The organism is Streptomyces sp. NPDC048523 (assembly GCF_043199815.1).
GTDB lineage: Bacteria > Actinomycetota > Actinomycetes > Streptomycetales > Streptomycetaceae > Streptomyces.
Map to the genome: position 1 here is coordinate 19,521 of NZ_JBICWQ010000017.1, position 22,416 is coordinate 41,936.

Genomic DNA, 22,416 nt, shown 5'->3' on the forward strand with positions numbered 1-22,416 from the left:
GCGGCCAGCCGCGTTCCCGGTTGGACTCAGCGTTGGTGGCGGTCGCCGCCCGCCAGGATCGCGGCGGCCAGCGCGTCGGCGGCGTCCTAGACGGTCGTGCAGCGGTGGCCGTGACCGTGGACCAGCTGAAGTCGACGCGGCCGAGTTCGGCAGTCCGGCCGACTCCGGTACCCGTACCAGAGTCGGCGGGATCAGCCCCCCGGGAGTGGGCCATCACGACGTGGCCGGCCCGGGCCGCCGCGACCAGGCCGTTGAGGCTGCCACTGGTCCAGACGATGCTCCACGCCCGGCCCTGCCGCTCCAGGGCGAGCGCCCGGGTGAGCCCGGCGGGCGTGGTACACGATCAGAGCGACCGGGCGGTTCGCGTTCAGCCGGACCGCTCCCCCCGGTCCACGTCAGCTCGGGGCGCCGCTTGGCCAGCACCAGATCGAACCTGTTTCCCAGGGCTTGGTCAGTGCGAGGAGGAGAACACGGAAGCGGCCCCGGTATTTCCCGTGGGAAGTTCGTCTATTTCCCACGGGGAGTATCGGGCTCTGTCACAAGATCTACGACAGAGCCGAATCACCTGACGCCGATGACGTAGATCGTGGGGGCCGTCGACACGCAGGTAAACGCGACACGGGCCGTTGCTGTATCCCTTGTCGGCCGCGATGCTGTCGCGCTTCGTGCGGGACCGGCCCGGACCGGCGGAAACGCGGAGCTTCGCCAGCACCGTCTGGAACTGGGTGCATTCCGCCCGCAGTCCGCCGGTGCGGGACCAATCCAGCGCCGTCAGCCGAGGGCGTCGAGCAACTCGCGCTCGCGCTGCGCGCTGAGGCCGGCGCGCCTTTCCCGGTCCAGTCCCTGCTCGCGTTCCCAGCGCAGCGTGTCGGCCAGCATCTCCGCCCGGGGCCGGTGACGCAGCCCCGCGGCTTGCGCCGCGGACCGTCCCGGGCCGACCACCCCTCCAAGCCCGGCTCAACCAGCCACATCGCCAGCGATTCGGGCCCCATGTACTGGGCCACGCCGTTGGCGAGCAGCCACACCGATTCGGCGGTGACCACAGGACCGGTGTGCCCGCCGACGACGCGGGACAGCTCAATCCATTCTTCGAACGGAACGACCGGGCCGACAGCGTTGTACGTGCCGGTGGCTCCCGTCTCCGCGGAGTCGAGCAGCCAAGAGGCGAGGTCTCGCACGTCGACCACCTGGGTAGGCGCGGCCGGCGTGTCGGGGACCAGCATCGGCCCACGCGGATCGCGTGCGGCGCGGGTGACCCAATAGCCGGAACGCCCGCTGTGATCGCCCGGGCCGCCGATGAGCCCGGCTCGCGCGATGAGAAGGCGATCGCCCACAGCAGACGTCGACGCCTGCTCACAGGCGACCTTCGCCTCGCCGTACAGTTCGCGGTCAACCTCGCTCCGGTCGGTCGGAGCGAGCAGGGCCGCGGACTCGTCCGCCCCCAGCGTGGCGTGGGAGGCGTAGGCGTTGCCGGACGAGACATACACCCAGTGCCCGGCCTCGCCGCCCAGCACGTCGAGCGCTCCACGAACAAAGCCCGGCTGCCAGGACACCTCGACGACCGCATCCCATACCCGGTCGAACAGGGGCTCGTAAGCCGACGGATCGCGCCGGTCAGCGGCGACCAGTGTCGCTCCGTCCGCGACTTCTCCGCTCTCGCCACGCGCGAGACAGGTCACCCGATGGCCGCGTTCGATCGCCTGCCGCGACAACTCCCGAGCCACCCACGCCGTTCCGCCCAGAACCAAGATCTCCATACCGACACGCAAGCACCGGCATCACCACCCTGCCAGGCAAATTCGCTCACAGCAGATGATCAGCCATCAGATCGATCTCAGCCCTCGGGCAAAGTACCTGGTATCCGTCGACCCGGAAGTGCTCATCACTCCGCGGCATCAGGTGCGCGCCATCGGGTGCACTCAGTGGCCGCCTCCCGACCACGGTGCCGTCCGGGCTCCTGCGGGCGGTGCGCCCGTTGGTCGTCCTGGCGCACCGGTTGCGGTCCATCGGCATCGTCCTGTTCGGCGTAGCGGTCCGCGCGGGCGCGGGAGGCGTCGGCCGCCTTGGAGAACGCGTCCTGGAGGTGGCGCAGCCGCTCGTTGTGAGATCGGGGCTTCCACGTCCGTGCGCGACTTCCTCAAGGCCCGCAGCGCCGTCAGGTCGATCGCCTCCCGGCGTCCGGCCTCCGGCTCCTGATCTTCGTGTTCATGGTCGGCGTTCGAGAACCACTTAGAGGAAGCGTCCATCAAACGCCCTTGAGAACACGATCAAGTGCCGCCCGGCCTATAGGTCCCCAGTTCGGCTTGCCGCCGGGAAGGCCCCGATCTCCGTTCTGCCCCATGAGCATCAGGAAGAGGCTCTTCATCGCGGCCAGCCCGCGGGCGCGCCGGATCGCCGCCTCGTCGGCATGCGCATACATGTCGAAGAACCGTGAGACCGTGCCCGCCGGCAGCAGCACCCATGCGGCGGCGAGGTCCCAGGCGGGGTCGCCGGCGAACATGGCACCGAAGTCGACGATGCCCGAGAGCGTTCCGTCCGAGACGACCACGTTCGCGGGATGGAGGTCGCCATGCACCCACATCGGCGGGCCACACCACTCGGAGGCCGCGACGGCATCGTCCCAGACGGCCCGGACCTCGTCGGCAATGTCGCCGGGGACAACGGCTTCAAAGAAGTAGTCGAAGCTGTCCGTGCACTTCTTGGGGTGAGCGCCGAAGTCCGAGCTGATCGGCGCCTCGGCAGGCGCCTCCACGTGGAGCGCCCTGAGGAAGCCCGCCAGTGTGTCGGCTGCGTGGGCGCCGCGGGTGATCGAGCCGTGGTCCAGCGGCTCGCCGTCAACCCACGTCATCACGGTCCAGTGCTTTGGGAAGCGCTCGGACGGTTCACCGAACCGCACCGGGGTCGGCACCGGCAGCGGCAGGCGCGGGGCCAGCACGGGGAGCCACTGCCGCTCCTTGAGCTGGAGCTCCGGGGTGGGGTCCATGCGCTGCATGCGTACGGCCAACTCGTCCCCGAGGCGCCACATTTGGTTGCCCCAGCCGCCGGCCACCTCGCGGATGGCCAGCTCCGCAAGATCTGGATGTTGCTCCTGCAGCAGGTCGCGCACCAGGTCCGCGGTGATCTCGATCTCGGTGTCGGTCATGCGACGCCACAGTACTGAGGCGCTGAGGCGCTGAGGCGGCAGGCGGAGCGGCGCTTCCCTCACGAAGCATCTCGCTGTGAGTCCCCCGGCATCACCGATTCGGTTTCAGAGGGCTGCAGTCAGAGGCTTTGGGACGGAACGGCCCCGAAGTTCGCAGAAGTGACCAGGCCAAACGAGATGGCGCCGCTCCAAATGGTTCGGGGCATGGCAGACCTCCAGTACGCCCCGAGCCCTCTCAGCCCAAAAGCACCAAGGGCACCAGGCACCCGAGCAGCAGCTGGCCGCCACCATCGGCGGGGTCAACCCCCGGCGACCTTGACGGTGGATGACGCCAACGCGCCCGAACACGTCATCACCTGCGCGCTGTTCGCGAACAAGCCCAACTACAGCGGCGGCAAGATCACAGGCACAGGCGGCATCAGCGGCTGCGCCCCGAGCACCCCCGACGCCGGCTCCAGCGCCCGGCAGCACAACTGCCCGCCGCCTGCACGGTCGACGACCGCACCGGTGAACTGCGACTCGACGTCGACGACGTACAGCTATCGCACGGTAACGCTGGCGACGATCGTCCACGAGGGCACCGACAGCGGCACCGCGACCAGCGCAAACTCAACGTGAAGTGCCTCTGACATGAGCAGCGGTGGTGCAGGCAGAATGCTGGACACCCTGCCCGCACCGGCCACGGGAGAGAACCTCGATGACGGCTGACCGGGTCGCCGCAGCAGATCGACTCGCCGGCGAAGTGCTGCGCACGCGCCCGGCCGATCCCGTCTTCGCCCGCCGCCTCGACCAGCGCCTGCACACCTGGCGCCTCGATCAAGGCCCGTTTCTCGCCCAAGTCGAGAGCGTCGTCCTCGCGGCACTGCTCGCCACCGTCGCTGAACCGGACGCCGACTCACCCGAGACCTGGTGTCTGGCTGCGGCCTGCCTTCTGCGACGGCACGACGACGTGGAGATGTTCGCCGCCCTGCCCTCGCCCCTGCCGGACCCGGTCACCGCGCAAATGGACCAACTGCGACTGTTGTCCACCGGTCTGACACCCCGCTCGGGCCAGCGATGGCTCCGGCTCCGCGACACCGCCTGCGAATTCCTCAAGCCTGCCGCACTGACGGAGGACGACCGTGAGCCGCCCCCAGCGCAAGAACGAACCGCTCCAGCAGGAACGGATCCCGGAGCATGCGCGTAGGAGGCTGCGCCGGCACCACCCGCTGTAGGTGATGCCAGCCCCGCGATCCCGTTCACTACCACCCGGTCGTCCGAACAGGGCCGCCCAGCAGTCCCCGAACTCGGCAACAACCGCGACAACACTGCCCACGACTATTCCGAGCCGCCGCGTTCACAGCCTCACTGCCGACGAGAGGCGCCCGGTGTCGCACCGTGCGCCTCTCGCGGTGCTCAGGGGTGGGCGCCGGGCTTGTTGACGACGCCCCAGGCCGCGCGGGCGCTGACCATCTCTCCGTCGTTGAGGCTCTCCCCGAGGTAGGCGTAGCTCTCGGGATCGAAGAAGATCTCCTGTTTGCCCTGCCAGCCCGAGGGCACCTTCTCGGCGTAGTTCACGCTCACGCCGATCGCCGCGCGGCCGAGCGGGTCCTTGACGCCGGTCGTCACCCGGGCGCCGGGGATCTTCGCGAGAGCCCGGAACAGGCCTGCCTGGACTTTCGGCGGGATCAGCACCGACCGGTACAGGACGTCGATCTCCCGCCAGTCGCGCTGTGCGCGCGTCTCCCCGTCGATGGAGCCGATGGCGTGCTCCTCGCGGATGCGCTTCATCATGCGGTCGGGGTCGCTCGGCAGGGTGGCGAGGAAGCGGTAGAACTGCCGCTGGGAGCGGTCGTCGTACCCCTCCCGCTTCCACTTCTCCTCCTGGTTGGGGCCGTACCAGACCTGGAGCTTGTCGGGGTCGAAGTCCGAGATGTCACCGGCGGGGGGAATGCCGGGCAGACTGGCCTGTCCGGTGCCGTCCCAGCGGGTCCACTCCTCGCTGCTTTCCGGCTTGCCCTGGACGAAGACGGTGCTCTTCTCGTACACCCACTGCTTCGGGCCGGGTTCGGTGCCTTCGTGCTTCTCGACGGTCGCGGCGGCCAGTTCGAGGGCGTCGGCGGAGGCGCCCGCCGACAGCACCTGGGTGCGCTTCCCGGCGGGGGCACGGGGGCTGTCCTCGGGCAGGGTCGCGACGATCCCGGCGGTCACGGCGAGGGCTCCTGCGGTGGCGGCGCCGACCAGGATCATCCGGCGCCTGGGAAGGGCTGCCCGTCCGCGGTGGGTCTCCTGCCGGAGCGCCGCGGTGAGCCGGGCCCGCGGCGCGGCGAGCTGGTCGGCGTCGGGAAGGGGGGCGTCGGCGCGCAGGCCGCGGGTTTCGGAGAGCTCGTTCATGCGGGGTCGCCTTCGTGTATGCGAGCTTCGGTGAGGGGGTCGCCGGCCGCGCCGGTTGCGGTGCGCAGCTTGCGGCGGGCGCGGTTGAGGCGGGAGCGGACGGTGCCGACGGGAATGCCGAGGGCTTCGGCGATCTCCTGGTAGCTGAAGTCGGCCCAGGCGAAGAGCAGCAGGACGTGCCGGTCACCCGCGGAGAGATGGGCCAGCGCCCCGGCCAGTGGGCGGGCGGCGGCCTCGGCAGCCAGGCGGTCGTCGGCGGAATCGGTCCAGCTGTCGGCGACCGGGTCGTGGCCGGTGCGGGCGAGCAGCTTCAGCGCCCTCACCTCCTCCCGGCGCTGACGGCCGATCTGTTTGGCGGCGATGCCGTACAGCCAGGGCCGCACGCCGGCGCGGGCCGGGTCGAACCGGGCCCGTATCCGAAAGGCCGTCAAAAACGTTTCGGCGGTGACGTCGTCGGCTGCGTCCCGGCCCAGTCGTCGGGCAACGTACTGGTGGATCGCCGGGGCGTGACGCTCGAAGAGCGCCGCGAAACGCTCGGGTTCGGCGAGTGAGGCCGCGATGAGCTCGGCGTCGCCGCCGGCCGAGTCGGTCATGGACTGTCCGTCCGTCGGTGGGGTCGGTGGGTGTCAGGATGACGGGTGTTCACACCCTGTACTTGCCGATCCGCGGCGAACGGGTTCACGCCCGGTCGTGATCGTTTTTCTGGTCACCTCGGTAGGCATCTGATGGTGCGTCAAGGCGTGGTCGGGGACGCCGGTGATCTGCTCCCGGATGGCGAAGCGGACGGTCATCTCGGCTCAGTGGGCGCCAGCGGTCATCAGATGGCGGCGGGGCCGGAAGTGAGGCGACATACCGCTGAACGCGGACAGGAGCCGCCGTCTGGCTGGTGGCTGTTCTCGGCCCGCTTGTTCAGGTACTTCGGCTGCCGGTGCTCGACGCGGAACATGACCTCGCGGTCGGCCGCGCCGTAGGAGCGGAGCATGTCGGTGACGACCACCCGCAGCACCGCACTCGTCCTCTGCATCAGCCTGCGGAAGAAACGCCTGGCCGCGGCCTTGTCCCGCCGGTTCTGCACCAGGATGTCAAGGCTGCACGCCGTTGACCTTGATGAAAACTTCGTCCAGGTGCCACTTGTCACGAGGCCGGGGCTTCCGGCGGCGCAGCGCATTGGCGTAGGTCTGCCCGAACTTGCCACACCAGCGGCGCAGCGTCTCGCAGGAGACGGCGATCCCGCGCTCGAGCATGAGCTCTTCGACCTCGCGGAACGACAGCGGGAAGCGGAAGTACAGCCACGCACAGTGGGAGATCACCTCGACCGGGTACCGGTGATCCCTGTACTACGGCGACACGCTCCCCACCGACGCCCCCTCCCCGCCTGATCAAGCAGAGGATCATCCCAACAGTCAGCCAGCGTGACAGTGCCCGGTAAAAGAGTTTGAGCGAGCCGGTGCCCCGCTGCTACTTTCCCGGTGGACCGTGAAGTCGTCGTATGGAGGTGAGCCCCGTGAACACAGTTATCCGTGGGTGCTCCCTCAACCCGTCACGGTCCGGCGGCTGAGGTTCGGTGTCGCCAGGAGCGCCTGAGATCGAGGCACTCCTGGAGGGAGACTCCGATGAACACAACGCCTTTCACATCTGGTTGCACATCCGGTCCGAGCGAGAACGCGGTGACGATCACGCGCGTCGCGGACAGGCAATGGCACGCCCTGGATGACGACCTGGTGGTCGGCCGCGGGCATGCGCAGCACCGGCCGGACGGACGCCTGTTCGTCAGCATCGACGTCTGGCACGAAGCCGCCTTCGACCGGCTCGCCGAAGTGATGCTGGCGGAACTGCCGGCGCCGCTGTACACGGTGGTCGACGAAGCCGACGTCGAGCTGACGGCCGGCTGGCGCCGGGCCGGTTTCACGGTCCGGCGCCGCGAGTGGGAGTACGTCGTTCCGACCGACCCTCAGGTCACCGGGCTGGACGCCGTCCTGCCACCGCCGGGCGTGACGATCGTTCCCGCCGGTCAGGTGGACGGGCGTCTGCTGCGGGAGGTGGACCGCGCGATCCGCGACGAAGTCGAGGCGACCGTGGGGTGGCAGTCGATGCCCGCGGAGGTGATTCCCCGCCGCGAAGGCGACACCATCGTCGACCCGTCGAAATACGCGGTGGCCGCGGCACCCGACCGCTACCTGGGGCTGATCCGGGTGGTGACGGTGATCCGGCCGCGCGTGGGGCTGGTCGCGGTCCGGGCCGGCGAGCAGCGCCGCGGCATCGCGCGGGCCTTGTTGGCCCACGCGCTGGGGACGCTGCACCGCTCCGGGTTCACCGCGGCCTGGACCGAAGTCCAGGAGCCCAACCGAGCGGCCTCGGCGCTGTTCCAGGGCATCGGCGCCCGGCCGATGAGCAGCAACCTGGAGCTGGTGCGATGACGAGGAACAAGAACGTCATCGAAGTCGAGGGCAAGGTCGTCGAGTGCCTGCGCAGCGCCATGTTCACCGTGGAGCTCGAGAACGGCCACCACGTGCTCGCGCACATCAGCGGGAAGATCCGCAAAAACTACATCAAGATCATGCTCGAGGACCGGGTGCTGGTAGAGCTTCCGCCGTACGACCTGACGCGCGGCCGGATCGTGTTCCGGTACCGGAACTAGCGACGCTCGGCACCTTCCCCGACAGCTGATCCAGGGGACCGGTCACGGCATCGGCGTGACCGGTCCCCGTTGATGGCTCGAACGGCCGCGGCGAGCAGGCGGCCTAAAGCAGATTGTGCTGCTGCGGCCGCTGCCGGCCCGCTACGAGTTCTTCGCCTACGGCGTCGCCGTCGCCTACCTCCGGGCATCCGGGGAGAGCATGGACACCGCAGTGTACGAGCCGTGGCGCAACCTGGTCGAGGACCTCCGCGCACTGCGCCCTACCGTGCACGACATCGCAGACCGGCTGTGTTCCCTGAGACCGATCCCCTGAGCCCTGTCCGGCTGGATCAGTCCCTTCCAGCACTGCGACACGACGGAGCGGCGTCCGCAGTCGTGTGTACGGGAGGTGCTCATCCGCCCATGGCGTACTGCATCATGAGACACCGTCTCGCAATATTGACCACGCCGCAGAGGTCTCCTATGGTTGAGGCACTTCTCGAAAGGACGGGACCAGCATGAGGCCAGTCCCTCTGATCGGCGTCCTGCTCGTGTCGTGCGCCGGCCGCCGGACCTACGACGAGCCGCTCAGCTACTTCCCGCCCCGGGAGGGACTGCGCCCCGGCACGGCTGTCGGCGAGCCTCAGACTCCCTTCTGAGTGCAGGTCGTCGCCGCGCGACGAGCCCCAGCCACACCGAACGTTCGGCGTCCGTCGGCGTTCGCCGTCCGTCGTGACTTCACCGACGGGCATGTCCACCTCTTCGAGGAGTCCATCATCGTGACCACCACTGTCGGCCTTCAGCCGGTCTCCGGCCCGTCCGCCTGGCGCGGCGACGAGCTGGCGAAATCCACCGAGTGGATCTACCTGCTCAGCGACGCCGAGCGCACCGAACTGGAAGACCTGGGACGGCGCTTCGTCGCCGACGACCCCGACCTGCGCACCGTCACCGCCGCCGATTACCCGCTCGACGCCTGTCGCGCCCTCAACGACGAGTGCGCCCGCCAGATGGACGCCGGCCGGGGCTTCATCCTGGTGCGCGGCCTGCGCACCGAGGAGTACGGCGACCCCGTTGCCGCGGCCATCTTCTTCATCATGGGCCTCCACCTCGGCCGGCCGATCGGGCAGAGCCAGCGGGGCGACCTGCTCGACCACGTCATCGCCACGTCGAACAAGACGATGTCCGACGAGGGCGCACTGCCCTCCCGCATTCGGGACCGGCTGCCGTTCCACTCGGACAGCTCCGACGTCGTCGCCCTCATGTGCCTGCGCGGCGCCAAGGAGGGCGGCGCTTCCAGCCTGGTCAGCGGCACCACGATCTACAACGAGATGCTGCGCCGCCGGCCGGACCTCGCAGCGCGGCTCTTCGACACCTACCACTGGGACTGGCGGCGTCAGGACCCCGACTCCCCTGAACTCACGTACACCTCGCCGATCATCAGCCACGTCGACGGCATCTTCAGCACCTACGCGGGCAACTCGATGATCTTCAGCGCCCAGGAGTACCCGGGCGTCCCCGAACTGACGCCCGACCAGGCCGCGGCCATCACCCTCTTCGACGAGATCTCGCAGGAGCCCGGCCTGCCGATCGACATGGATTTCCAGCCGGGGGACGTGCAGTGGCTGCTCAACTACGCCGCACTGCACTCGCGCACCAGCTACGTCGACCACCCGGAACCGGAGCGCCGCCGCCACCTGCTGCGTCTGTGGCTCAAGCGCGACGTCGGCCGACCGCTGGCGCCCCGGTTCGGCAAGCACGTCGTCGTGATGGGTGAGCCCACCACGCCCCTGGTGCCCGGCGGCCGGTTCCGCATCGCCGACGCCGTCACCGTCAACGACGACTGGGGAGTGTGACGCCGGCCGACCGCCGGCGATGTACGACCGCCGCAGCCGGAGCAACCTCTGGCTGCGGCGGTCGTATGTCACAGCCAGAGGTTCTGCACGGTGCTCGCGCCGGCTCTACGCCGGCAGTTCGGTCAACAGCCGACGGTAGATGCGCGCGTAGGCGGTCAGCTGTCCCAACGACAGGGCATCGCGACGGGGATCGCCGACGGCCGGCTTCGACTGCGGGCCGAGGCGCACGGTGTCGACGCCGCGGGCGCGCAGCTCGACGCCGTCGGTCGATCCCGTCCAGCCGGTGATGGGCGGCGGCTGCGCACCGAACTCGTCGAGCCAGGCCGCCCGTGCGGCCGTCACCACCGGGGCGTCGGTCGGCGTCGCCGCGGCTGCAGCGACCGGCTCGGCCTCTACCTCGAGCGCGCAGTCGCGCAGCACCGACTGCGCACACCGTGCCCGCAGCCGGTCGGCCAGCTCGGCCGCCAGCGCCTTCGGATCCACGGGGTCACCGGTGACGACGTACTGATCGATCCGCAGTCGGGCCGGCAGCAGGTCCGGCTTGTCCGGCCACCCGCCGCTGATCGCGCCGATGCCGCATGCCCGGCCGGTCTGTCCCGCCCGCGGGTCGGCGGCCAGGTAAGCGGTGCGCCAGCGGGAGAGTTCGTCCAGGACGATGCCTGCCGAGGCGACGACTCCCCCGGGCGGTGTGGCCGACTCGGGCATCATCGCGGCGCCGGAGCGGCCGGTCACCCGGACGGTCAGGTAGAGCGCGCCCGGCTCGTGCCACAGCAGCGTGGGCGGGCCGCACTTGGCGACGATCGCCGAGCGTGGCAGCGGATACGCGTCGGCGTATGCCTCCAGGCCGGTGGTCCCGCCACTACGGCGGTGCGTACCGGAGCCGGCGAGCAGCAGCCGTCCGGCGCCCGCCTCGGCGAACGCGACGAGCGCCGCCGCCACCGGCCCGCGGGCCACCCCGAGTCCGAAGCCGGCTACCACGTCGCCGTCCACGGCGAGAGGGGCGATGAGCGCGTCGCTGCCGGTGACGAGGTGGTTGTGGGCACCGCCGTCGTCCAGTGACGTGTCGAGGTGGGAGTACAGCAGCGGACCCGCCCCGTGCTCGGCGACCAGGCTGCCGCCCGCGGGACCGTGTTCCAGTACCTGCCACTCGACGTGCGGCCACCGGCGCGCACACCAGGTGCGCAGCCGGTGGGCTGCCGTCCGTTCCTGCCCGCGAGGGGCGGGAATGGTGTCGAGCAGGTTCAGGACGTCAAGCAACTGCTGTCTCAAAAACGTCCCCAGTCGTCGGACGCCGGACGCCATACGTCGATGTTGCGCGGGTCGGCCGGCATCCTGCGGGGCCGGTGCGTCTCGTGCTCCTCCGGCGTGAACACCCGGTGCCGGTCGCACAGTTCGAACCGCGGGCCGAAGCGCGTGTCGTGCAGGTAGAACGCGATCGACGTCGACGCCGAGTGGTTGACGATGTCGGAGGCGATCGGCGCGCCCTTGTACAGCGCGCGGGCGCGCATCCGCATGACGTGGTCGAGGCTCTTCATCGCGAAGCACAGGTGCGCGACGAAGTGCTCCTTGTTGTTCTGCACCGCGAGGCTGTGATGGTGGCGGTCCTCGCCGCGGAAGAACGTGGTCGAGCCGACGACGTAGTCCGAGGGGATGAAGCGCAGGACCTTCTGGTAGAAGTCCTGGGTCTCCTGGTACTTCGTGGTGGCGATGAAGGGGTGCACCAGGTTCAGCGGCCGGATCTCGATGTGCGGCGGTTCGGCGTACTCCTGGAACTCGGTGAACAGCTCGATGATGAGCCCGTTGGGGTCCTTGACCGCGAAGCCGTTCTCGCACAGCGCCTGCTGGCGTTCCTGCAGCTCGAGGACTTCGAGGCCGGCGTCGAGGACGCTCTTGTGCAGCTGTTCGAGGACCTCGTCGCTCTCGACGCTGTAACCGACCGCGGTCGTCCACCCGTCGGTGCGTTCGGGCGCGTTGATCAGCTCGATCGCGTGGTGCTCGATGTCGGCGCGCAGGTAGGCGTACTCGTCCGTGCGCTGCTCCAGCTGGAGCCCGACGTGGTACTCGAGGAAGTCGATGGTGGCCTGCATGTCCGGAACCTCGATCCGGGCGTACTCCATGCCGTACGGGGCGTGCGGGCGGGTGCTCACGGGCGCTGTCCTTCCTGAGGTGAGCGAGGGGCGCTCGGTGTACTCGAACGAGGTGATGGCCTGCCGGTCGATGACCGGTCGCCAGCGCGTGTGCACGAAGCTCTCGTGGGACGCGCTGCCGAGATAGGCGAGCAGGTCGTCCTGGCTGTCGAAGTCGACGGCCATGGTGTGGGTGAAGGTCCGGTCGCGGGTGCTGACGTTCTCGCCGAGGACGAAGCCGCGCATGGCCGGGTACCGGTCCGGGAAGGTGCGCAGCTCGGCCAGCACGGACTCGCGCGTGGCCTGGTCGACCGAGTCGGCGAAGCGGAAGGACAGGGTGTGTCGGATCATCGGGTCACCATCCGTCGCCGGTCAGAGGATGAAGCTGAGCCGGGCGCCTGCCGCCAGCGACTCGTGGCCCAGGACCGAGCGCCGCAAGCGGAAGCGGAGTCCGTCCTCGGTCGGCACCAGTACGTGCTCGTACCAGCCGACGTAGGCGTCGAAGTGGCCGTCGCGGGCGCGGTGCACGACGAAGGAGGCGGCGACGCGGAAGGAGTCCTCCGTGTGCTCGGAGAGCCGCACGTTGGACACCAGCCGGTGGGTGCGCGAGTGCGGGTTCTCGGCGTGCGCCTTGCGGGACTTCAGGCGCTTGACCCGGGCGCGGATCAGGTCCCAGTCGTCGTCGACGAAGGAACCGGTCTCGTGCGGCGACCAGCCGGGGCGGTAGTCGGTCGTCGGGATCTCGTAGCGGGCGCCGGGCTCGAAGAGGGCCAGCCAGCCGTCGTAGTCCCAGTGATCGAGGAGGTCCGCCTCGGCGTAGAGGAAGTCCTCCACCTCGGGGCGGGTGATGGTGCGTCCCTGGCACCGCACGGAGTGGGTGTTGGTGATCGTGGTCATCGCATGTCCCTGCCTGCGAGGAAGGACGCCGGTCGCTCGCCGTGGACCTGGAGGCCGTCATCGAGCCCGACGGCGTCGATCCAGTGCCGCCAGAAGCCCCGCATCGCGCCTTCGTCGGTCGACCTGCCCTGTACGCCCTTGACCTCGTCGGCCATGCCGCGTGACATGTCGCTGTAGTCCAGCTCGGGCACCGCGGTGCCCGCCGTGGCCTGGATGCCGCGCTGGACCGCCTCGTACGCCTCGATGTCGTCCGGCGTGGCGAGCCCGCCCGGGCCGACGAAGCTGACGACCGTCTTCATGCGCAGGGCGCGCGCGGCGGGGTCCTCGTCGCGCGGGACCAGTTGCCAGGCGCGTACGTCGGTCTGGTCGGGCGCCACCGGCTCCAGCTGCCGGATCGACAGCCCCTCGATGTCGAACAGGAGCAGGTTGGGGAAGACGAACAGGATGTGGCTCTCGTCGGCCACGTAGCGCGCCCGCTTCTCCCCCAGCCGCTCGGTCATCTCGGCCCGGTGCTGCTCGGTGCGCACGCGCTCGTCCTCGCCGAAGCGCGGTTCCCAGAGCATGCTGATGCGCCCGCCGTGACCGGTCAGGACCAGCAGTCCGTGGCCGTTGCCGAGGTTGTACGCGTACTGGTTGTCGTCGGTGACGGCGAAGCCGCTCTCGCGCAGGTAACCCACGAACGTGTTGTGGGTCGGCGCGAAGTGGTAGCCGTCCATCGCGTTCTCGACGGCGAGTTTCCAGTTGCCCCGGACGCTGTACTGCTGGGTGCCGGGCAGTGTGGTCATGCCGCCGACGTGCTGCTGTTCGATCATCGTCATGTAGTCGGCCGCGTCGCCGAGGTGTTCGAGCAGCGGCGGGACGTCGGGGTCGAAGGCGACGAAGACGTATCCCTCGTGGATCTCCAGCCGCGGGACGCCGCGCAGCCCCATGGAGGCCTTGAACTCGTCGGTCGACTCGTAGGCGTCGGCGTCGGGGATGGCGGCGAGGTCACCGTTGTTGCGGAACGTCCAGGCGTGGTAGAAGCACTGGAAGAGCCTGGTCGAGCCCTCGTTCTCGCGGCACAGCACCGTGCCGCGGTGGGGGCAGGAGTTCAGGAAGGCGTGCACCTCGCCGGCGGTGTCCCGGCAGAAGATCAGCGGCCGGCCGCCGAGGGTGCGGACCTTGAAGTCGTTGGGGTGGGGGATCTCGGTCTCGTGGCCGAGGTAGAGCCAGGTGTGTGTCCATACCCAGCCGCGTTCCCGGGTGAAGATCTCCGCGCTGCGGTAGGCCTCGCGGTTGACCCGGAAGGTGAGCCGGTCCCAGTCCTCGGTGATCATCGGTGCTGGGACGGTCCGGGGGTTGCTTCCCATTACGGCGTATGCCTCTCACAAGTCCCGACCCGAGTGGCGCGTTGTGAGACGCCATCTCGTATGTCGCGCCAGCTTCCCTTAGCACGGGCGACAGTGTCAAGCAATCGCCCGATGGTTGACACCCCGGGCCTGCGCCGTCATCATCCATTCCACATTGGAAGACGCCATCTCGCATTCCGTGCGACCGTGTGAAGGGCAAGAAGCCCGTGCCGTATGTCATCACTCAGGCATGCCTCGACGTCATGGACAAGTCGTGCATGGAGGAGTGCCCGGCCGACTGCATCTACGAGGGCGACCGGATGCTCTACATCCAGCCCGACGAATGCGTCGAGTGCGGGCGCTGCGAACCCGTCTGCCCGCAGATCTCGATCTTCCACCACGAGGACCTGCCGGCCCAGGCCGAGCAGTCCCAGCGCGTGAACGCCGAGTTCTTCACCCTCGGAATCGCCGGAGCCGAACCGCTCGGGTCGCCCGGGGGCGCACGCAAGGTCGGCCGGGTCGGCCGCGACCACCCCGAGGTGGGAGCGTGAGCGGCTCGCCGGCCACCATGGGTGCCGGCCCCGACGTGTCGGTCGACCTACTGATCATCGGTGCCGGTCCGACGGGGCTGTACGGCGCGTACTACGCCGGCTTCCGCGGCATGAGCGTCGCGGTCGCCGACGCCCTGCCCGAGGTGGGCGGGCAGATCACCGCGCTCTACCCGGAGAAGCTCGTCCACGACGTGGCCGGCTTCCCCGCCGTCCGCGGCCAGGACCTGGTGGACCGGCTGGCCGAGCAGGCCGGGCAGTCGAAGCCGTTCTACCTGCTCGGGCACGGGGTCACCGACCTCGACGACGCGGGTGCGCACATCGTCGCCACGACCGACACCGGCACGCGCGTCACCGCGGGGGCGGTGCTGGTGTGCGGCGGGATCGGCAACTTCGTGCCCCGCGAGCTCCCTGTGGGCTCCGACTACCTGGGCCGGGGGCTGCGGTACTTCGTGCCGCGGTTGGACGAACTCGCCGGACACGACGTCGTGGTGGTCGGCGGCGGGGACTCCGCGCTGGACTGGGCGCTGTCGCTGGAGCCGATCGCCTCGTCGGTGACGGTGGTGCACCGGCGTACGCGGTTCCGGGCCCACGAACGCACCGTCGAGCAGGTGCACGCGTCCTCCGTGCGCGTCCTGACGCCCTACGAGGTCGAGAAGATCTCCGGCGACGGGTCGGTGTCGGAGGTCGTGGTCGCGGGCCCGGACGGCGAGCGGATCAGCCTGCCCGCCCAGTCCGTCGTCGCCGCGCTCGGCTTCATCGCCGACCTCGGCCCGATCGAGCGGTGGGGACTGGAGTTGCGCCGCCGGCGCATCCTCGTCGACCGCACGATGCGCACGAGCCGGGAGCGCGTCTTCGCGGCCGGCGACATCGCCGACCACGACGGCAAGGTCAGCCTCATCTCGATCGGCTTCGGAGAAGCGGCTCTGGCCGTCAACCACATCGCCGCTCTGCTCGACTCGGCGCGCTCCCTCACGCCGGGGCACTCATCCGATGCATGAGGGCCTTGCACACCTCATCTCTTCCCGCACATTTACACGGCTCACCCCGTTACGCTATCCAATACGGCGTTCCACTCGACGTCTTACCGCCTTATTAAGTACGAAACAGGAGCAAGATTCATGGCCACGAAGGCGCAGCCCGGCACCGGCGAGCGAGGCGCTCCCGACACGACGGCGCCGACGATCCAGACGGTGCAGCGTGCGGCGCTGATCCTCGGCTCGTTCACGGTCGGCAAGCCGCACATGAGTCTCAACGAGATCACCGCGCGGCTCGGGGCGAGCAAGGCCACCGCACACCGCTACACGAAGGCCCTGCGGGCGGCGAACCTGCTGCGCTACGACGAGCGCACCTCGCTGTACTCCCTCGGCCCCCAGGTGCTCACGCTCGCGACGGCAGCGCGGGCCGGCCTGCCGATCGTCGCCGCCGCCGAGCCGTACATGGAGGAGCTGGTCCGGCGCATCGACGAGACGATCGTGCTGTCGGTCTGGGACGGCGAGTCGCCGACCGTGGTGCGCTCGGTGGACAACACCGACCACATGGTGCGCATCAGCGTCCGGGTCGGCTCGCGTCTCGACCTCACCTCCTCGGCACAGGGGCGGATCTTCCTCACGTTCCTGCCCCCGGACCAGGTACCGGTGCTGCCGCGCTCGGTCCTCAAGTCCTCCGAGCTCACCGAGGAGCTCGAGGCCATCCGGCAGCACGGGCTGTCGGTCAACTCCCCCGCTGTCAACGGGGTGCGCACCATCGCGGCGCCGATCTTCGAGGGCGACAAGATCAGCGGAACGCTCGCTGTGGTCGGCACGACGGCGACCGTCCCCGACGACGTCAAGTCGCCGATGGCGCAGGCACTGCTGGAGACCGCCCGCGCGCTGTCGCAGCGGCTGGGCAACTCGGACGGCGCGCCCACCGCCGACTGACCCACGTGTGACAGACCGAGGGCCTCCGGGCGGAGTGAATGTCAGACGCATTCACTCCGCCCGGAGGCCCTCAACAGCTCCCAGGTCCCTGGGTCAGGGAAGCAGGTCGGCCCTCGGCGGGACGAAGAAGTCGATGTTCACGCAGGGGGCCTGTGTCGGCTCCACGTAGTGTTCGCTGCCGCGGGGAACCAGCAGGAACGACCCCGCACGCATGTCGTGCGCGACACCGTCCACGTAGTAGTTGGCACGGCCCTCCGCGATATGGACCAGTTGGTCGAAGTCCTCGTGCCGGTGCGGGTTGAGCGTCATGCCGACGTCGAGCTCGTGGTGGCAGATCATCATCTCGTCCGTCGCGTAGACGCGACGGCGGACGCCCGGCCGCACCTGGGTCACCGGCAGCTCGTCCCAGTTGACGACGGTGCTGAACAGCGCCGCGTTGCGTGTGGTCACTGGTTCTCCTCTCCGGCGGCCACCTTCAGGGCGGTCGCCAACATCTGCAGGTCCGAGCCGACGACCAGGTAGTCGGCGTCATTCAGGCCCAGGTCGGCCGCGGCGCCCCGGGCCGGCACCCAGCCGCCGAACGCCACCGCCGCCGAGCGGGCGGCCCCGCGCACCCGGTCCACCGCGGCGCGCAGTACCGCGGGGTCGGCCGGCAGGCCCAGGTCGACCGCGAGGTCGGTGCTGCCGACGAAGCACACGTCGAGAGGGGCGAGCAGATCCGGCAGCGGATCGGTGCGCGCGGTCTCGATCTGGCCGACCAGCACCGGTGGGTCGTCCCGCTCGGCGTGCAGGAAGGCGGCCAGTGGGAGCGCGCCGAAGCGGGCGGCCCTGTTGGCCAGGCTCACCGAGCGGCGGCCGGCGGGCGCGAACCGGGTCGCCGCCGCGAGTGCCTCGGCCTGGGCGACGCGGGTGAGCATGGACAGCTGGATGCCCGCCGCCCCGGCCTCCAGCAGCCGGTTGACGGCGGGGACGTCCACCTCGGGCACGCGGACCAGGGCCGGCAGGCCGCAGGCGTGGGCGTGTCGCACCAGGTCGACGGCGTTCTGCTCGGTGAGGGCGGAGTGTTCGAGGTCGACGACCACGAACGCGAACCCGGCCGCCTCGGCCAGTTCCACCACGTCGGGCGACGCCAGCTTGATGAACGTACCGACGGCGGGTTGCCCCGTGGTCAGGGCCGCACGCAGCCGACGCCGCAGCGGATGGACGTCACCGACGCTCATCGCGTCCGCCCCGGGACGGGCGGGCGTCTCATGCCGCCGGCAGACCGCGCCACGGCACGACGTCGATCTCGGCGCCGTTGTGCAGCACGACGCTCGGCTCCAGGCGCGGCGCCAGGATGGTGTTGCCCGCGGCGTCGGGCAGGGTGACCTCGTCGGTCCAGTCGACGACCGTGACGTCGGCCCGTCCGCCGACCGCGAGGCGGCCGTAGCCCTCGCTGTCGAGCCCGAGCAACTGCGCCGGGGCGACGGTGGCCCGCCGGATGCACTCCTCCAGCGGCGCGCCGAGGGCGATCAGCTTGGAAATGCTGGTGAGCAGGTCGAACACCGGGCCGCGCCAGTTGCGGGCGCTGGTGTCGGAGCTGAGGATGTCGGGCAGGAATCCGTCGGCGATCGCCCGGCGTGCCACCTCGAAGCTGAGGTTGCTCTTGCCGTGGGCGGAGTCGAACAGCACACCGCGCTCCCGGGCCGCCATGACTGCCGGGTGCACCTGGTCGCCGTCGAGGATGCCGTTCGGCTTGCCGGTGTAGCAGTGCGCCACGATGTCGCCGGGGCGCAGGTAGTCCAGGACGACGGGCACCGGCTCCTCGGTCTCGCCGATGTGCACCATCAGCGGGAGGCGGGCCTGCTCGGCCAGCGCCACGGACTTCTTCAGCAGCGACTCCCAGTTCTCGCCGACGACGTCCTCGGACAGCCGGATCTTGAAGCCGCGCACGATGTCGGGGTGGGCCTCGGCGGTCGCGAGCGCGTCCTCGGGGACCAGGGTGTCGGGGTTCAGCAGTTCGCCGAACCGGAAGTCGATCAGGCCGAGCACCGAGACGTTGAGGAAGTTGACGATGCGCAGCGGGTTCGCCTCGACCACCAGCTTGCGGAAGGCCGCGAACGTCGAGGCGCCGGCCGTGCCGGCGTCCGCCGCGGCGACGACGCCGCGCCGCAGGTGGGCCTCCTCGGCGGGGGCGCCGACGGCGGAGACGTACTGGAAGATGTGGGTGTGGCCCTCGACGAGGCCCGGCAGCACGGTGGAGCCGGTGACGTCGATCGTGCGGGTCGCGCCCGCCGCCAGCCCTTCCCCGATCGCGGTGATGCGGTCACCGGTGACCGCCACGTCGAGCCGGGCGTTGGTGCCCGACGCCGGATCGATGACGGTGCCGCCGGCCAGGACGAGGTCGTAGGACGGCGTGGAGGAGATGGGCATCGGTATGGGCTCCAGGGTGAGAGGTGGTCAGCTGACCGGTTCGGTCAGCCGGCGGTCGTGCGCTGAGGCGTCCGCGGGGCGCGCGACGCGGTTGACGAGGGGCAGCACGCCGTCCACCTCGACCCGTACCTCGTCGCCGTCGGCGAGGAAGCAGTCGCGGTCCTGGCCGGTGCCGGCCGGAGTGCCGGTGAGGACGACATCGCCGGGTTCCAGCGCGGCGAACCACGACAGGCGGCTGAGCAGATCGGTGACCGCGAAGATCATTCCGGCGCTCGTGTCGTCCTGCACGAGTTCGCCGTTGACCCGGGTCCGTACGCGGATCGCGTCGCGGTCGGCGAGGTCGTCGGGGGTGCGGATCGACGCGCCGAGCGGTGTGAAGCCGGGGTAGCTCTTGGCGAGGGCGGGTGTGGCGGTGCTGCGCATGACGTCGCGTGCCGTCATGTCGTTGGCCGCCGTGATGCCGGCGATGGCGGGCCAGATCTCCGACTCGGACGCCTGGTACAGCCGACGGCCGACGACGACCGCGATCTCCCCTTCGTAGTCGGGTTCGGTCGCGGCCCGCGGAATCACCACCTGCGCGCCGGGCGCCAGGACGCCGGACGACGCGGCCAGGTACAGGATCGGCTGCTCGGGCACTCCCCGGCCCGTGCGGGCCGCCTTCGACACGTAGTTGAGCCCGACGCCCCACACCGCTCGGGGGCGGTCCAGCGGCGCCGCGATCGTGGCCTGGTCGAGCGGGATCCGTCGGCGCACCGCACAGGACGCCAGGCCCTGCAGCGAGCCGTCCTGCTCGAGGACCGCGCCGACGTGCGGAAATGCCGTGTCCAACAGGGCGATGACCCCGTCCTCGATCCGGCCCAGGCCGGACTGCGTTGTCACTACTTGCATGACGGCATCTTTCATTGCGAGACGACATCGTGTCAAGCAATGCGAGATGCCGTCATGCAAAGCGATACGAAGGACGGGTCGGGGATACACCGGCACCCCGTCCGCGCAAGAGGCGGACGGGGTGTCAGGGAGCTGCTTCCGGGCTGCCGGCCAGAGGGGTCAGGCGAGTTGCCGCTGCACCTCGCCGCTGTCCCAGTAGTCCGTGCGACGCGCGATGAGGCCGTCGACGACGGTGAACACGAAGACTCCGCGAACCCGTACGGGGCGGTCGCCCGCCGAGCGCATCAGGAACGTCATGACGTACGGCACCGCGGCGGACTCGCCGTCGACGAGGAAGCGCTCGGGCGCGTAGTGCAGGTCCCCGAAGTTCTCGAGGAACCCGGTCAGCGCGGCGCGGTACTCGGCGCGGCCCTTGCGGCTCTGTCCCATGGACGACGTGTGCTCGTTGACGAAGTCCTCGGCCACGCAGGCGGCCACGGCGTCGGCGTCGTGCGCGTTCAACGCCGCGAGGTACGCCTCGACGGCGGCGCGGGTGTCCTTCAGGACGAACCCCACTTCGCGCGGACCGAGTCGAAGACCCGCTGGTCGTGGGAGATCTCGACGACGTTGCCGTCGGGGTCCTTCAGAGCGCAGATGTAGCCGACGGGCTCGGGCATCTGCCGGGGCTCCCAGTGCAGGCAGCCCAGCTCGCGGGCCCGGTCCGCGAGCGCGTCCACGTCCTGGCGCGTCGGCACCTCGATGCCGAGGTGCGCGAAGGGGTGCAGCAGGCCCAGCTGGTTGCCCTTGTCCTTGTTGAAGGACACCAGGACGAGCACGAACGGCGTCTCGGCCTGCTGGTCGTTGGAGAGCCAGACGCTCTCGCCGTCGGCGTCCTTGAACCGCTCGACCACGACCAGCGGGGTCAGTGTGGTGTAGAACGCGATCGATTTGTCGAGATCGCCGGTCGGCAGCGCGACGTGAGTCCAGCGTGCCGAGGTGAGACCGGTGGCCACGGTACCTCCAGTGAGGGGTTCGGATTTCATTGATCGGATTTCTCTGATCGGCTTTGTTTGAGCCTAGGCACGCATGCACCCGCGGGTCGATGTGCTGCGGACACAACACGCAGGCCAGGGATGCTGGCCCCGCGCGACATCGGTTCGGGGCCCGGCGCTGTGCGAGCCTGCGGGAGGACAGCGACACGGCGTCGGCTGGGAGACGAGGACGGGCGTGCACTACCGGATTCTGGGTGGGACGGGCATCGAGGTGAGCCGGCTGTGCCTGGGTTCGATGATGTTCGGCGCCTGGGGCAACACTGACGAGGCGGAGTGCCACCGCATGGTGGCGACGGCGCTGGACGCCGGTATCAACTTCGTCGACACCGCTGATGTGTACGCCTTCGGTGAGTCGGAGGAGATCGTCGGCCGGGCGCTGAAGGGACGGCGCGACGACGTCGTCCTGGTGTCGAAGGTCGCGAGCCGGATGCCCGCGGGGCCGCTCGACCGCAATCGGGGCGGCGCGTCCCGGCTGTGGATCACGCGCGCTGTGGAGGACAGCCTGCGCCGGCTGGGGACGGACCACCTGGACGTGTACCTCGTCCACCGTCCCGATCCCCTCACCGACGTCGAGGAGACCCTCGGTGTGCTCAGTGACCTGGTGCGGGCCGGCAAGGTGCGGGCAATCGGCACCTCCAGCTTTCCGGCCGAGGAGATCGTGGAGGCACAGTGGGCCGCGCGGCGGGGCGGCAGCGAGCGGTTCACCGTGGAGCAGTTGTCGTACTCGATCCTGGCCCGGCACGCGGAGGCGGCCGCCCTGCCCACCGCTGAGCGGCACCGTATGGGCGTCATGGTCTGGAGCCCGCTCAACGGCGGCTGGCTGACGGGCAAGTACCGGACCGGTGCCGAGCCTGCGGGAGACTCGCGCGCGCTGAGAAACGGCGACCACTTCGACTTCGCCGACGAGCAGGTGCGCGAGCGCAAGCTCGCGGTCGTCGAGGAACTCGTGCGCCTGGCCGCCGAGGAGGGCTGCACGCTGGTCGAGCTGGCGCTGCGGTTCGTGCTCGCCCATCCCGGCGTCACCTCGGCCGTGATGGGGGCGCGCACCCACGACCAACTCCTGGCGCAGCTCACCGCGGTGGACCGGCCGCTGTCGGCCGAGGCGCTGGACCGGATCGACGAACTCGTCGCGCCGGGCAGCGTGCTCAACCCGCTCGACGTCGGCCACACGCCGCCGGCGCTGCAGACCGCGGCACTGCGCCGCCGCTGACATCGGGGTCCAGCACCAACGGGCCCCGTGCGGCTGCGGAACCGGCGTCCGCAGTCGCCGCTCCCGGCCGCC

24 protein-coding genes and 3 pseudogenes are annotated in these 22,416 nt (G+C 70.0%); 11 read left to right on the plus strand and 16 right to left on the minus strand.

What is annotated here, in order from left to right:
• Positions 1-89: 89 nt before the first annotated feature.
• The 3 genes and pseudogenes from ACGFWE_RS42105 to ACGFWE_RS42115 all read right to left on the minus strand — a co-directional run.
• A pseudogene (locus ACGFWE_RS42105) lies at positions 90-453 on the minus strand (LysR family transcriptional regulator); the annotation flags it as partial.
• A 318-nt stretch (positions 454-771) separates the two neighbouring features.
• Positions 772-1,757, minus strand: a pseudogene (locus tag ACGFWE_RS42110) (NAD-dependent epimerase/dehydratase family protein).
• 488 nt (positions 1,758-2,245) lie between these two features.
• Complete coding sequence (locus tag ACGFWE_RS42115; RefSeq protein ID WP_393605809.1) at positions 2,246-3,142, minus strand: aminoglycoside phosphotransferase family protein; 897 nt, start codon at positions 3,140-3,142, stop codon at positions 2,246-2,248.
• Between the two features lie 321 nt (positions 3,143-3,463).
• Here ACGFWE_RS42115 and ACGFWE_RS42120 point away from each other — a divergent pair, with 321 nt between their 5' ends.
• Complete coding sequence (locus tag ACGFWE_RS42120) at positions 3,464-3,760, plus strand: hypothetical protein (RefSeq protein ID WP_393605811.1); 297 nt, start codon at positions 3,464-3,466, stop codon at positions 3,758-3,760.
• Positions 3,761-3,839: 79 nt separating this feature from the next.
• Positions 3,840-4,328 (plus strand): hypothetical protein, encoded by a 489-nt coding sequence (locus ACGFWE_RS42125; RefSeq protein ID WP_352391519.1) that lies wholly within the window; start codon positions 3,840-3,842, stop codon positions 4,326-4,328.
• Positions 4,329-4,537: 209 nt separating this feature from the next.
• Here ACGFWE_RS42125 and ACGFWE_RS42130 read toward each other — a convergent pair whose 3' ends face one another.
• The 3 genes and pseudogenes from ACGFWE_RS42130 to ACGFWE_RS42140 all read right to left on the minus strand — a co-directional run.
• Complete coding sequence (locus ACGFWE_RS42130; RefSeq protein WP_393605813.1) at positions 4,538-5,515, minus strand: CU044_5270 family protein; 978 nt, start codon at positions 5,513-5,515, stop codon at positions 4,538-4,540.
• Positions 5,512-6,108 (minus strand): sigma-70 family RNA polymerase sigma factor, encoded by a 597-nt coding sequence (locus ACGFWE_RS42135; RefSeq protein WP_352391517.1) that lies wholly within the window; start codon positions 6,106-6,108, stop codon positions 5,512-5,514. Before ACGFWE_RS42135 ends, ACGFWE_RS42130 begins: the two co-directional genes overlap by 4 nt.
• 207 nt (positions 6,109-6,315) lie before the next feature.
• Positions 6,316-6,825: pseudogene (locus ACGFWE_RS42140) on the minus strand (IS6 family transposase); the annotation flags it as partial.
• A gap of 303 nt (positions 6,826-7,128) precedes the next feature.
• Here ACGFWE_RS42140 and ACGFWE_RS42145 point away from each other — a divergent pair.
• From ACGFWE_RS42145 to ACGFWE_RS42165, 5 genes are all read left to right on the plus strand, one after another.
• Positions 7,129-7,932 (plus strand): GNAT family N-acetyltransferase, encoded by an 804-nt coding sequence (locus tag ACGFWE_RS42145; protein WP_393605815.1) that lies wholly within the window; start codon positions 7,129-7,131, stop codon positions 7,930-7,932.
• Positions 7,929-8,153: a translation initiation factor IF-1 gene (gene infA, locus ACGFWE_RS42150; RefSeq protein ID WP_352391515.1), complete on the plus strand. Its 225-nt coding sequence runs from the start codon at positions 7,929-7,931 to the stop codon at positions 8,151-8,153. The genes ACGFWE_RS42145 and infA overlap by 4 nt, the downstream gene beginning before the upstream one ends.
• Before the next feature lie 115 nt (positions 8,154-8,268).
• Positions 8,269-8,466: a hypothetical protein gene (locus tag ACGFWE_RS42155; RefSeq protein WP_352391514.1), complete on the plus strand. Its 198-nt coding sequence runs from the start codon at positions 8,269-8,271 to the stop codon at positions 8,464-8,466.
• A 184-nt stretch (positions 8,467-8,650) separates the two neighbouring features.
• On the plus strand, positions 8,651-8,791 hold the full coding sequence (locus tag ACGFWE_RS42160) for a hypothetical protein (protein ID WP_266510399.1): 141 nt from the start codon (positions 8,651-8,653) through the stop codon (positions 8,789-8,791).
• 120 nt (positions 8,792-8,911) lie between these two features.
• Positions 8,912-9,985, plus strand: a complete 1,074-nt coding sequence (locus ACGFWE_RS42165) for a TauD/TfdA family dioxygenase (protein ID WP_393605818.1) — start codon at positions 8,912-8,914, stop codon at positions 9,983-9,985.
• Positions 9,986-10,090: 105 nt separating this feature from the next.
• Here ACGFWE_RS42165 and ACGFWE_RS42170 read toward each other — a convergent pair whose 3' ends face one another.
• Genes ACGFWE_RS42170 through ACGFWE_RS42185 form a run of 4 tightly spaced genes read right to left on the minus strand, consistent with a single transcriptional unit; the run spans position 10,091 to position 14,324 of the window.
• A complete protein-coding gene (locus tag ACGFWE_RS42170; protein WP_393605820.1) occupies positions 10,091-11,287 on the minus strand; it encodes a hypothetical protein in 1,197 nt (398 codons plus the stop codon).
• Positions 11,251-12,462, minus strand: a complete 1,212-nt coding sequence (locus ACGFWE_RS42175; RefSeq protein ID WP_393605822.1) for a Dabb family protein — start codon at positions 12,460-12,462, stop codon at positions 11,251-11,253. The genes ACGFWE_RS42170 and ACGFWE_RS42175 overlap by 37 nt, the downstream gene beginning before the upstream one ends.
• Before the next feature lie 21 nt (positions 12,463-12,483).
• Positions 12,484-13,008, minus strand: a complete 525-nt coding sequence (locus tag ACGFWE_RS42180; RefSeq protein WP_393605824.1) for an aromatic-ring-hydroxylating dioxygenase subunit beta — start codon at positions 13,006-13,008, stop codon at positions 12,484-12,486.
• Positions 13,005-14,324 carry an SRPBCC family protein gene (locus ACGFWE_RS42185; RefSeq protein ID WP_393605826.1) on the minus strand — a complete coding sequence of 440 codons (1,320 nt, stop codon included), beginning with the start codon at positions 14,322-14,324 and terminating at the stop codon, positions 13,005-13,007. Before ACGFWE_RS42185 ends, ACGFWE_RS42180 begins: the two co-directional genes overlap by 4 nt.
• Before the next feature lie 221 nt (positions 14,325-14,545).
• Between ACGFWE_RS42185 and fdxA the strand changes: the two genes are divergently transcribed.
• The 3 genes from fdxA to ACGFWE_RS42200 all read left to right on the plus strand — a co-directional run bounded on the left by fdxA (position 14,546) and on the right by ACGFWE_RS42200 (position 16,803).
• Positions 14,546-14,887: a ferredoxin gene (gene fdxA, locus ACGFWE_RS42190; protein WP_393605828.1), complete on the plus strand. Its 342-nt coding sequence runs from the start codon at positions 14,546-14,548 to the stop codon at positions 14,885-14,887.
• Positions 14,884-15,885 carry an NAD(P)/FAD-dependent oxidoreductase gene (locus tag ACGFWE_RS42195; protein ID WP_393605830.1) on the plus strand — a complete coding sequence of 334 codons (1,002 nt, stop codon included), beginning with the start codon at positions 14,884-14,886 and terminating at the stop codon, positions 15,883-15,885. The genes fdxA and ACGFWE_RS42195 overlap by 4 nt, the downstream gene beginning before the upstream one ends.
• Positions 15,886-16,005: 120 nt before the next feature.
• Positions 16,006-16,803 carry an IclR family transcriptional regulator gene (locus ACGFWE_RS42200; RefSeq protein ID WP_352391507.1) on the plus strand — a complete coding sequence of 266 codons (798 nt, stop codon included), beginning with the start codon at positions 16,006-16,008 and terminating at the stop codon, positions 16,801-16,803.
• A gap of 93 nt (positions 16,804-16,896) precedes the next feature.
• Here ACGFWE_RS42200 and ACGFWE_RS42205 read toward each other — a convergent pair whose 3' ends face one another.
• From ACGFWE_RS42205 to ACGFWE_RS42230, 6 genes are all read right to left on the minus strand, one after another.
• Positions 16,897-17,253 (minus strand): cupin domain-containing protein, encoded by a 357-nt coding sequence (locus ACGFWE_RS42205; RefSeq protein ID WP_352391506.1) that lies wholly within the window; start codon positions 17,251-17,253, stop codon positions 16,897-16,899.
• Positions 17,250-18,023 (minus strand): HpcH/HpaI aldolase/citrate lyase family protein, encoded by a 774-nt coding sequence (locus tag ACGFWE_RS42210; protein WP_393605833.1) that lies wholly within the window; start codon positions 18,021-18,023, stop codon positions 17,250-17,252. Before ACGFWE_RS42210 ends, ACGFWE_RS42205 begins: the two co-directional genes overlap by 4 nt.
• Positions 18,024-18,051: 28 nt before the next feature.
• Positions 18,052-19,215, minus strand: coding sequence for an amidohydrolase family protein (locus tag ACGFWE_RS42215; protein ID WP_393605835.1), 1,164 nt, complete (start codon positions 19,213-19,215; stop codon positions 18,052-18,054).
• 27 nt (positions 19,216-19,242) lie between these two features.
• Complete coding sequence (locus ACGFWE_RS42220) at positions 19,243-20,103, minus strand: fumarylacetoacetate hydrolase family protein (protein ID WP_393605837.1); 861 nt, start codon at positions 20,101-20,103, stop codon at positions 19,243-19,245.
• Between the two features lie 159 nt (positions 20,104-20,262).
• Positions 20,263-20,658 carry a nuclear transport factor 2 family protein gene (locus ACGFWE_RS42225; protein ID WP_393605839.1) on the minus strand — a complete coding sequence of 132 codons (396 nt, stop codon included), beginning with the start codon at positions 20,656-20,658 and terminating at the stop codon, positions 20,263-20,265.
• A complete protein-coding gene (locus ACGFWE_RS42230; protein ID WP_393605841.1) occupies positions 20,643-21,095 on the minus strand; it encodes a VOC family protein in 453 nt (150 codons plus the stop codon). Before ACGFWE_RS42230 ends, ACGFWE_RS42225 begins: the two co-directional genes overlap by 16 nt.
• A gap of 214 nt (positions 21,096-21,309) precedes the next feature.
• On the opposite strand from ACGFWE_RS42230, the gene ACGFWE_RS42235 reads away from it, so the two are divergent.
• Positions 21,310-22,344 carry an aldo/keto reductase gene (locus ACGFWE_RS42235; RefSeq protein WP_393605843.1) on the plus strand — a complete coding sequence of 345 codons (1,035 nt, stop codon included), beginning with the start codon at positions 21,310-21,312 and terminating at the stop codon, positions 22,342-22,344.
• The last annotated feature ends 72 nt before the right edge of the window (positions 22,345-22,416 follow it).

Bases quoted from the DNA above. Each gene is read 5' to 3' on its own strand.
- ACGFWE_RS42115 (WP_393605809.1), bottom strand. From the start codon at position 3,142: ATGACCGACACCGAGATCGAGATCACCGCGGACCTGGTGCGCGACCTG.
- ACGFWE_RS42125 (WP_352391519.1), top strand. From the start codon at position 3,840: ATGACGGCTGACCGGGTCGCCGCAGCAGATCGACTCGCCGGCGAAGTG.
- ACGFWE_RS42130 (WP_393605813.1), bottom strand. From the start codon at position 5,515: ATGAACGAGCTCTCCGAAACCCGCGGCCTGCGCGCCGACGCCCCCCTT.
- ACGFWE_RS42135 (WP_352391517.1), bottom strand. From the start codon at position 6,108: ATGACCGACTCGGCCGGCGGCGACGCCGAGCTCATCGCGGCCTCACTC.
- ACGFWE_RS42145 (WP_393605815.1), top strand. From the start codon at position 7,129: ATGAACACAACGCCTTTCACATCTGGTTGCACATCCGGTCCGAGCGAG.
- infA (WP_352391515.1), top strand. From the start codon at position 7,929: ATGACGAGGAACAAGAACGTCATCGAAGTCGAGGGCAAGGTCGTCGAG.
- ACGFWE_RS42160 (WP_266510399.1), top strand. From the start codon at position 8,651: ATGAGGCCAGTCCCTCTGATCGGCGTCCTGCTCGTGTCGTGCGCCGGC.
- ACGFWE_RS42170 (WP_393605820.1), bottom strand. From the start codon at position 11,287: ATGGCGTCCGGCGTCCGACGACTGGGGACGTTTTTGAGACAGCAGTTG.
- ACGFWE_RS42175 (WP_393605822.1), bottom strand. From the start codon at position 12,462: ATGATCCGACACACCCTGTCCTTCCGCTTCGCCGACTCGGTCGACCAG.
- ACGFWE_RS42180 (WP_393605824.1), bottom strand. From the start codon at position 13,008: ATGACCACGATCACCAACACCCACTCCGTGCGGTGCCAGGGACGCACC.
- ACGFWE_RS42185 (WP_393605826.1), bottom strand. From the start codon at position 14,324: ATGATCACCGAGGACTGGGACCGGCTCACCTTCCGGGTCAACCGCGAG.
- ACGFWE_RS42200 (WP_352391507.1), top strand. From the start codon at position 16,006: ATGGCCACGAAGGCGCAGCCCGGCACCGGCGAGCGAGGCGCTCCCGAC.
- ACGFWE_RS42210 (WP_393605833.1), bottom strand. From the start codon at position 18,023: ATGAGCGTCGGTGACGTCCATCCGCTGCGGCGTCGGCTGCGTGCGGCC.
- ACGFWE_RS42215 (WP_393605835.1), bottom strand. From the start codon at position 19,215: ATGCCCATCTCCTCCACGCCGTCCTACGACCTCGTCCTGGCCGGCGGC.
- ACGFWE_RS42220 (WP_393605837.1), bottom strand. From the start codon at position 20,103: ATGCAAGTAGTGACAACGCAGTCCGGCCTGGGCCGGATCGAGGACGGG.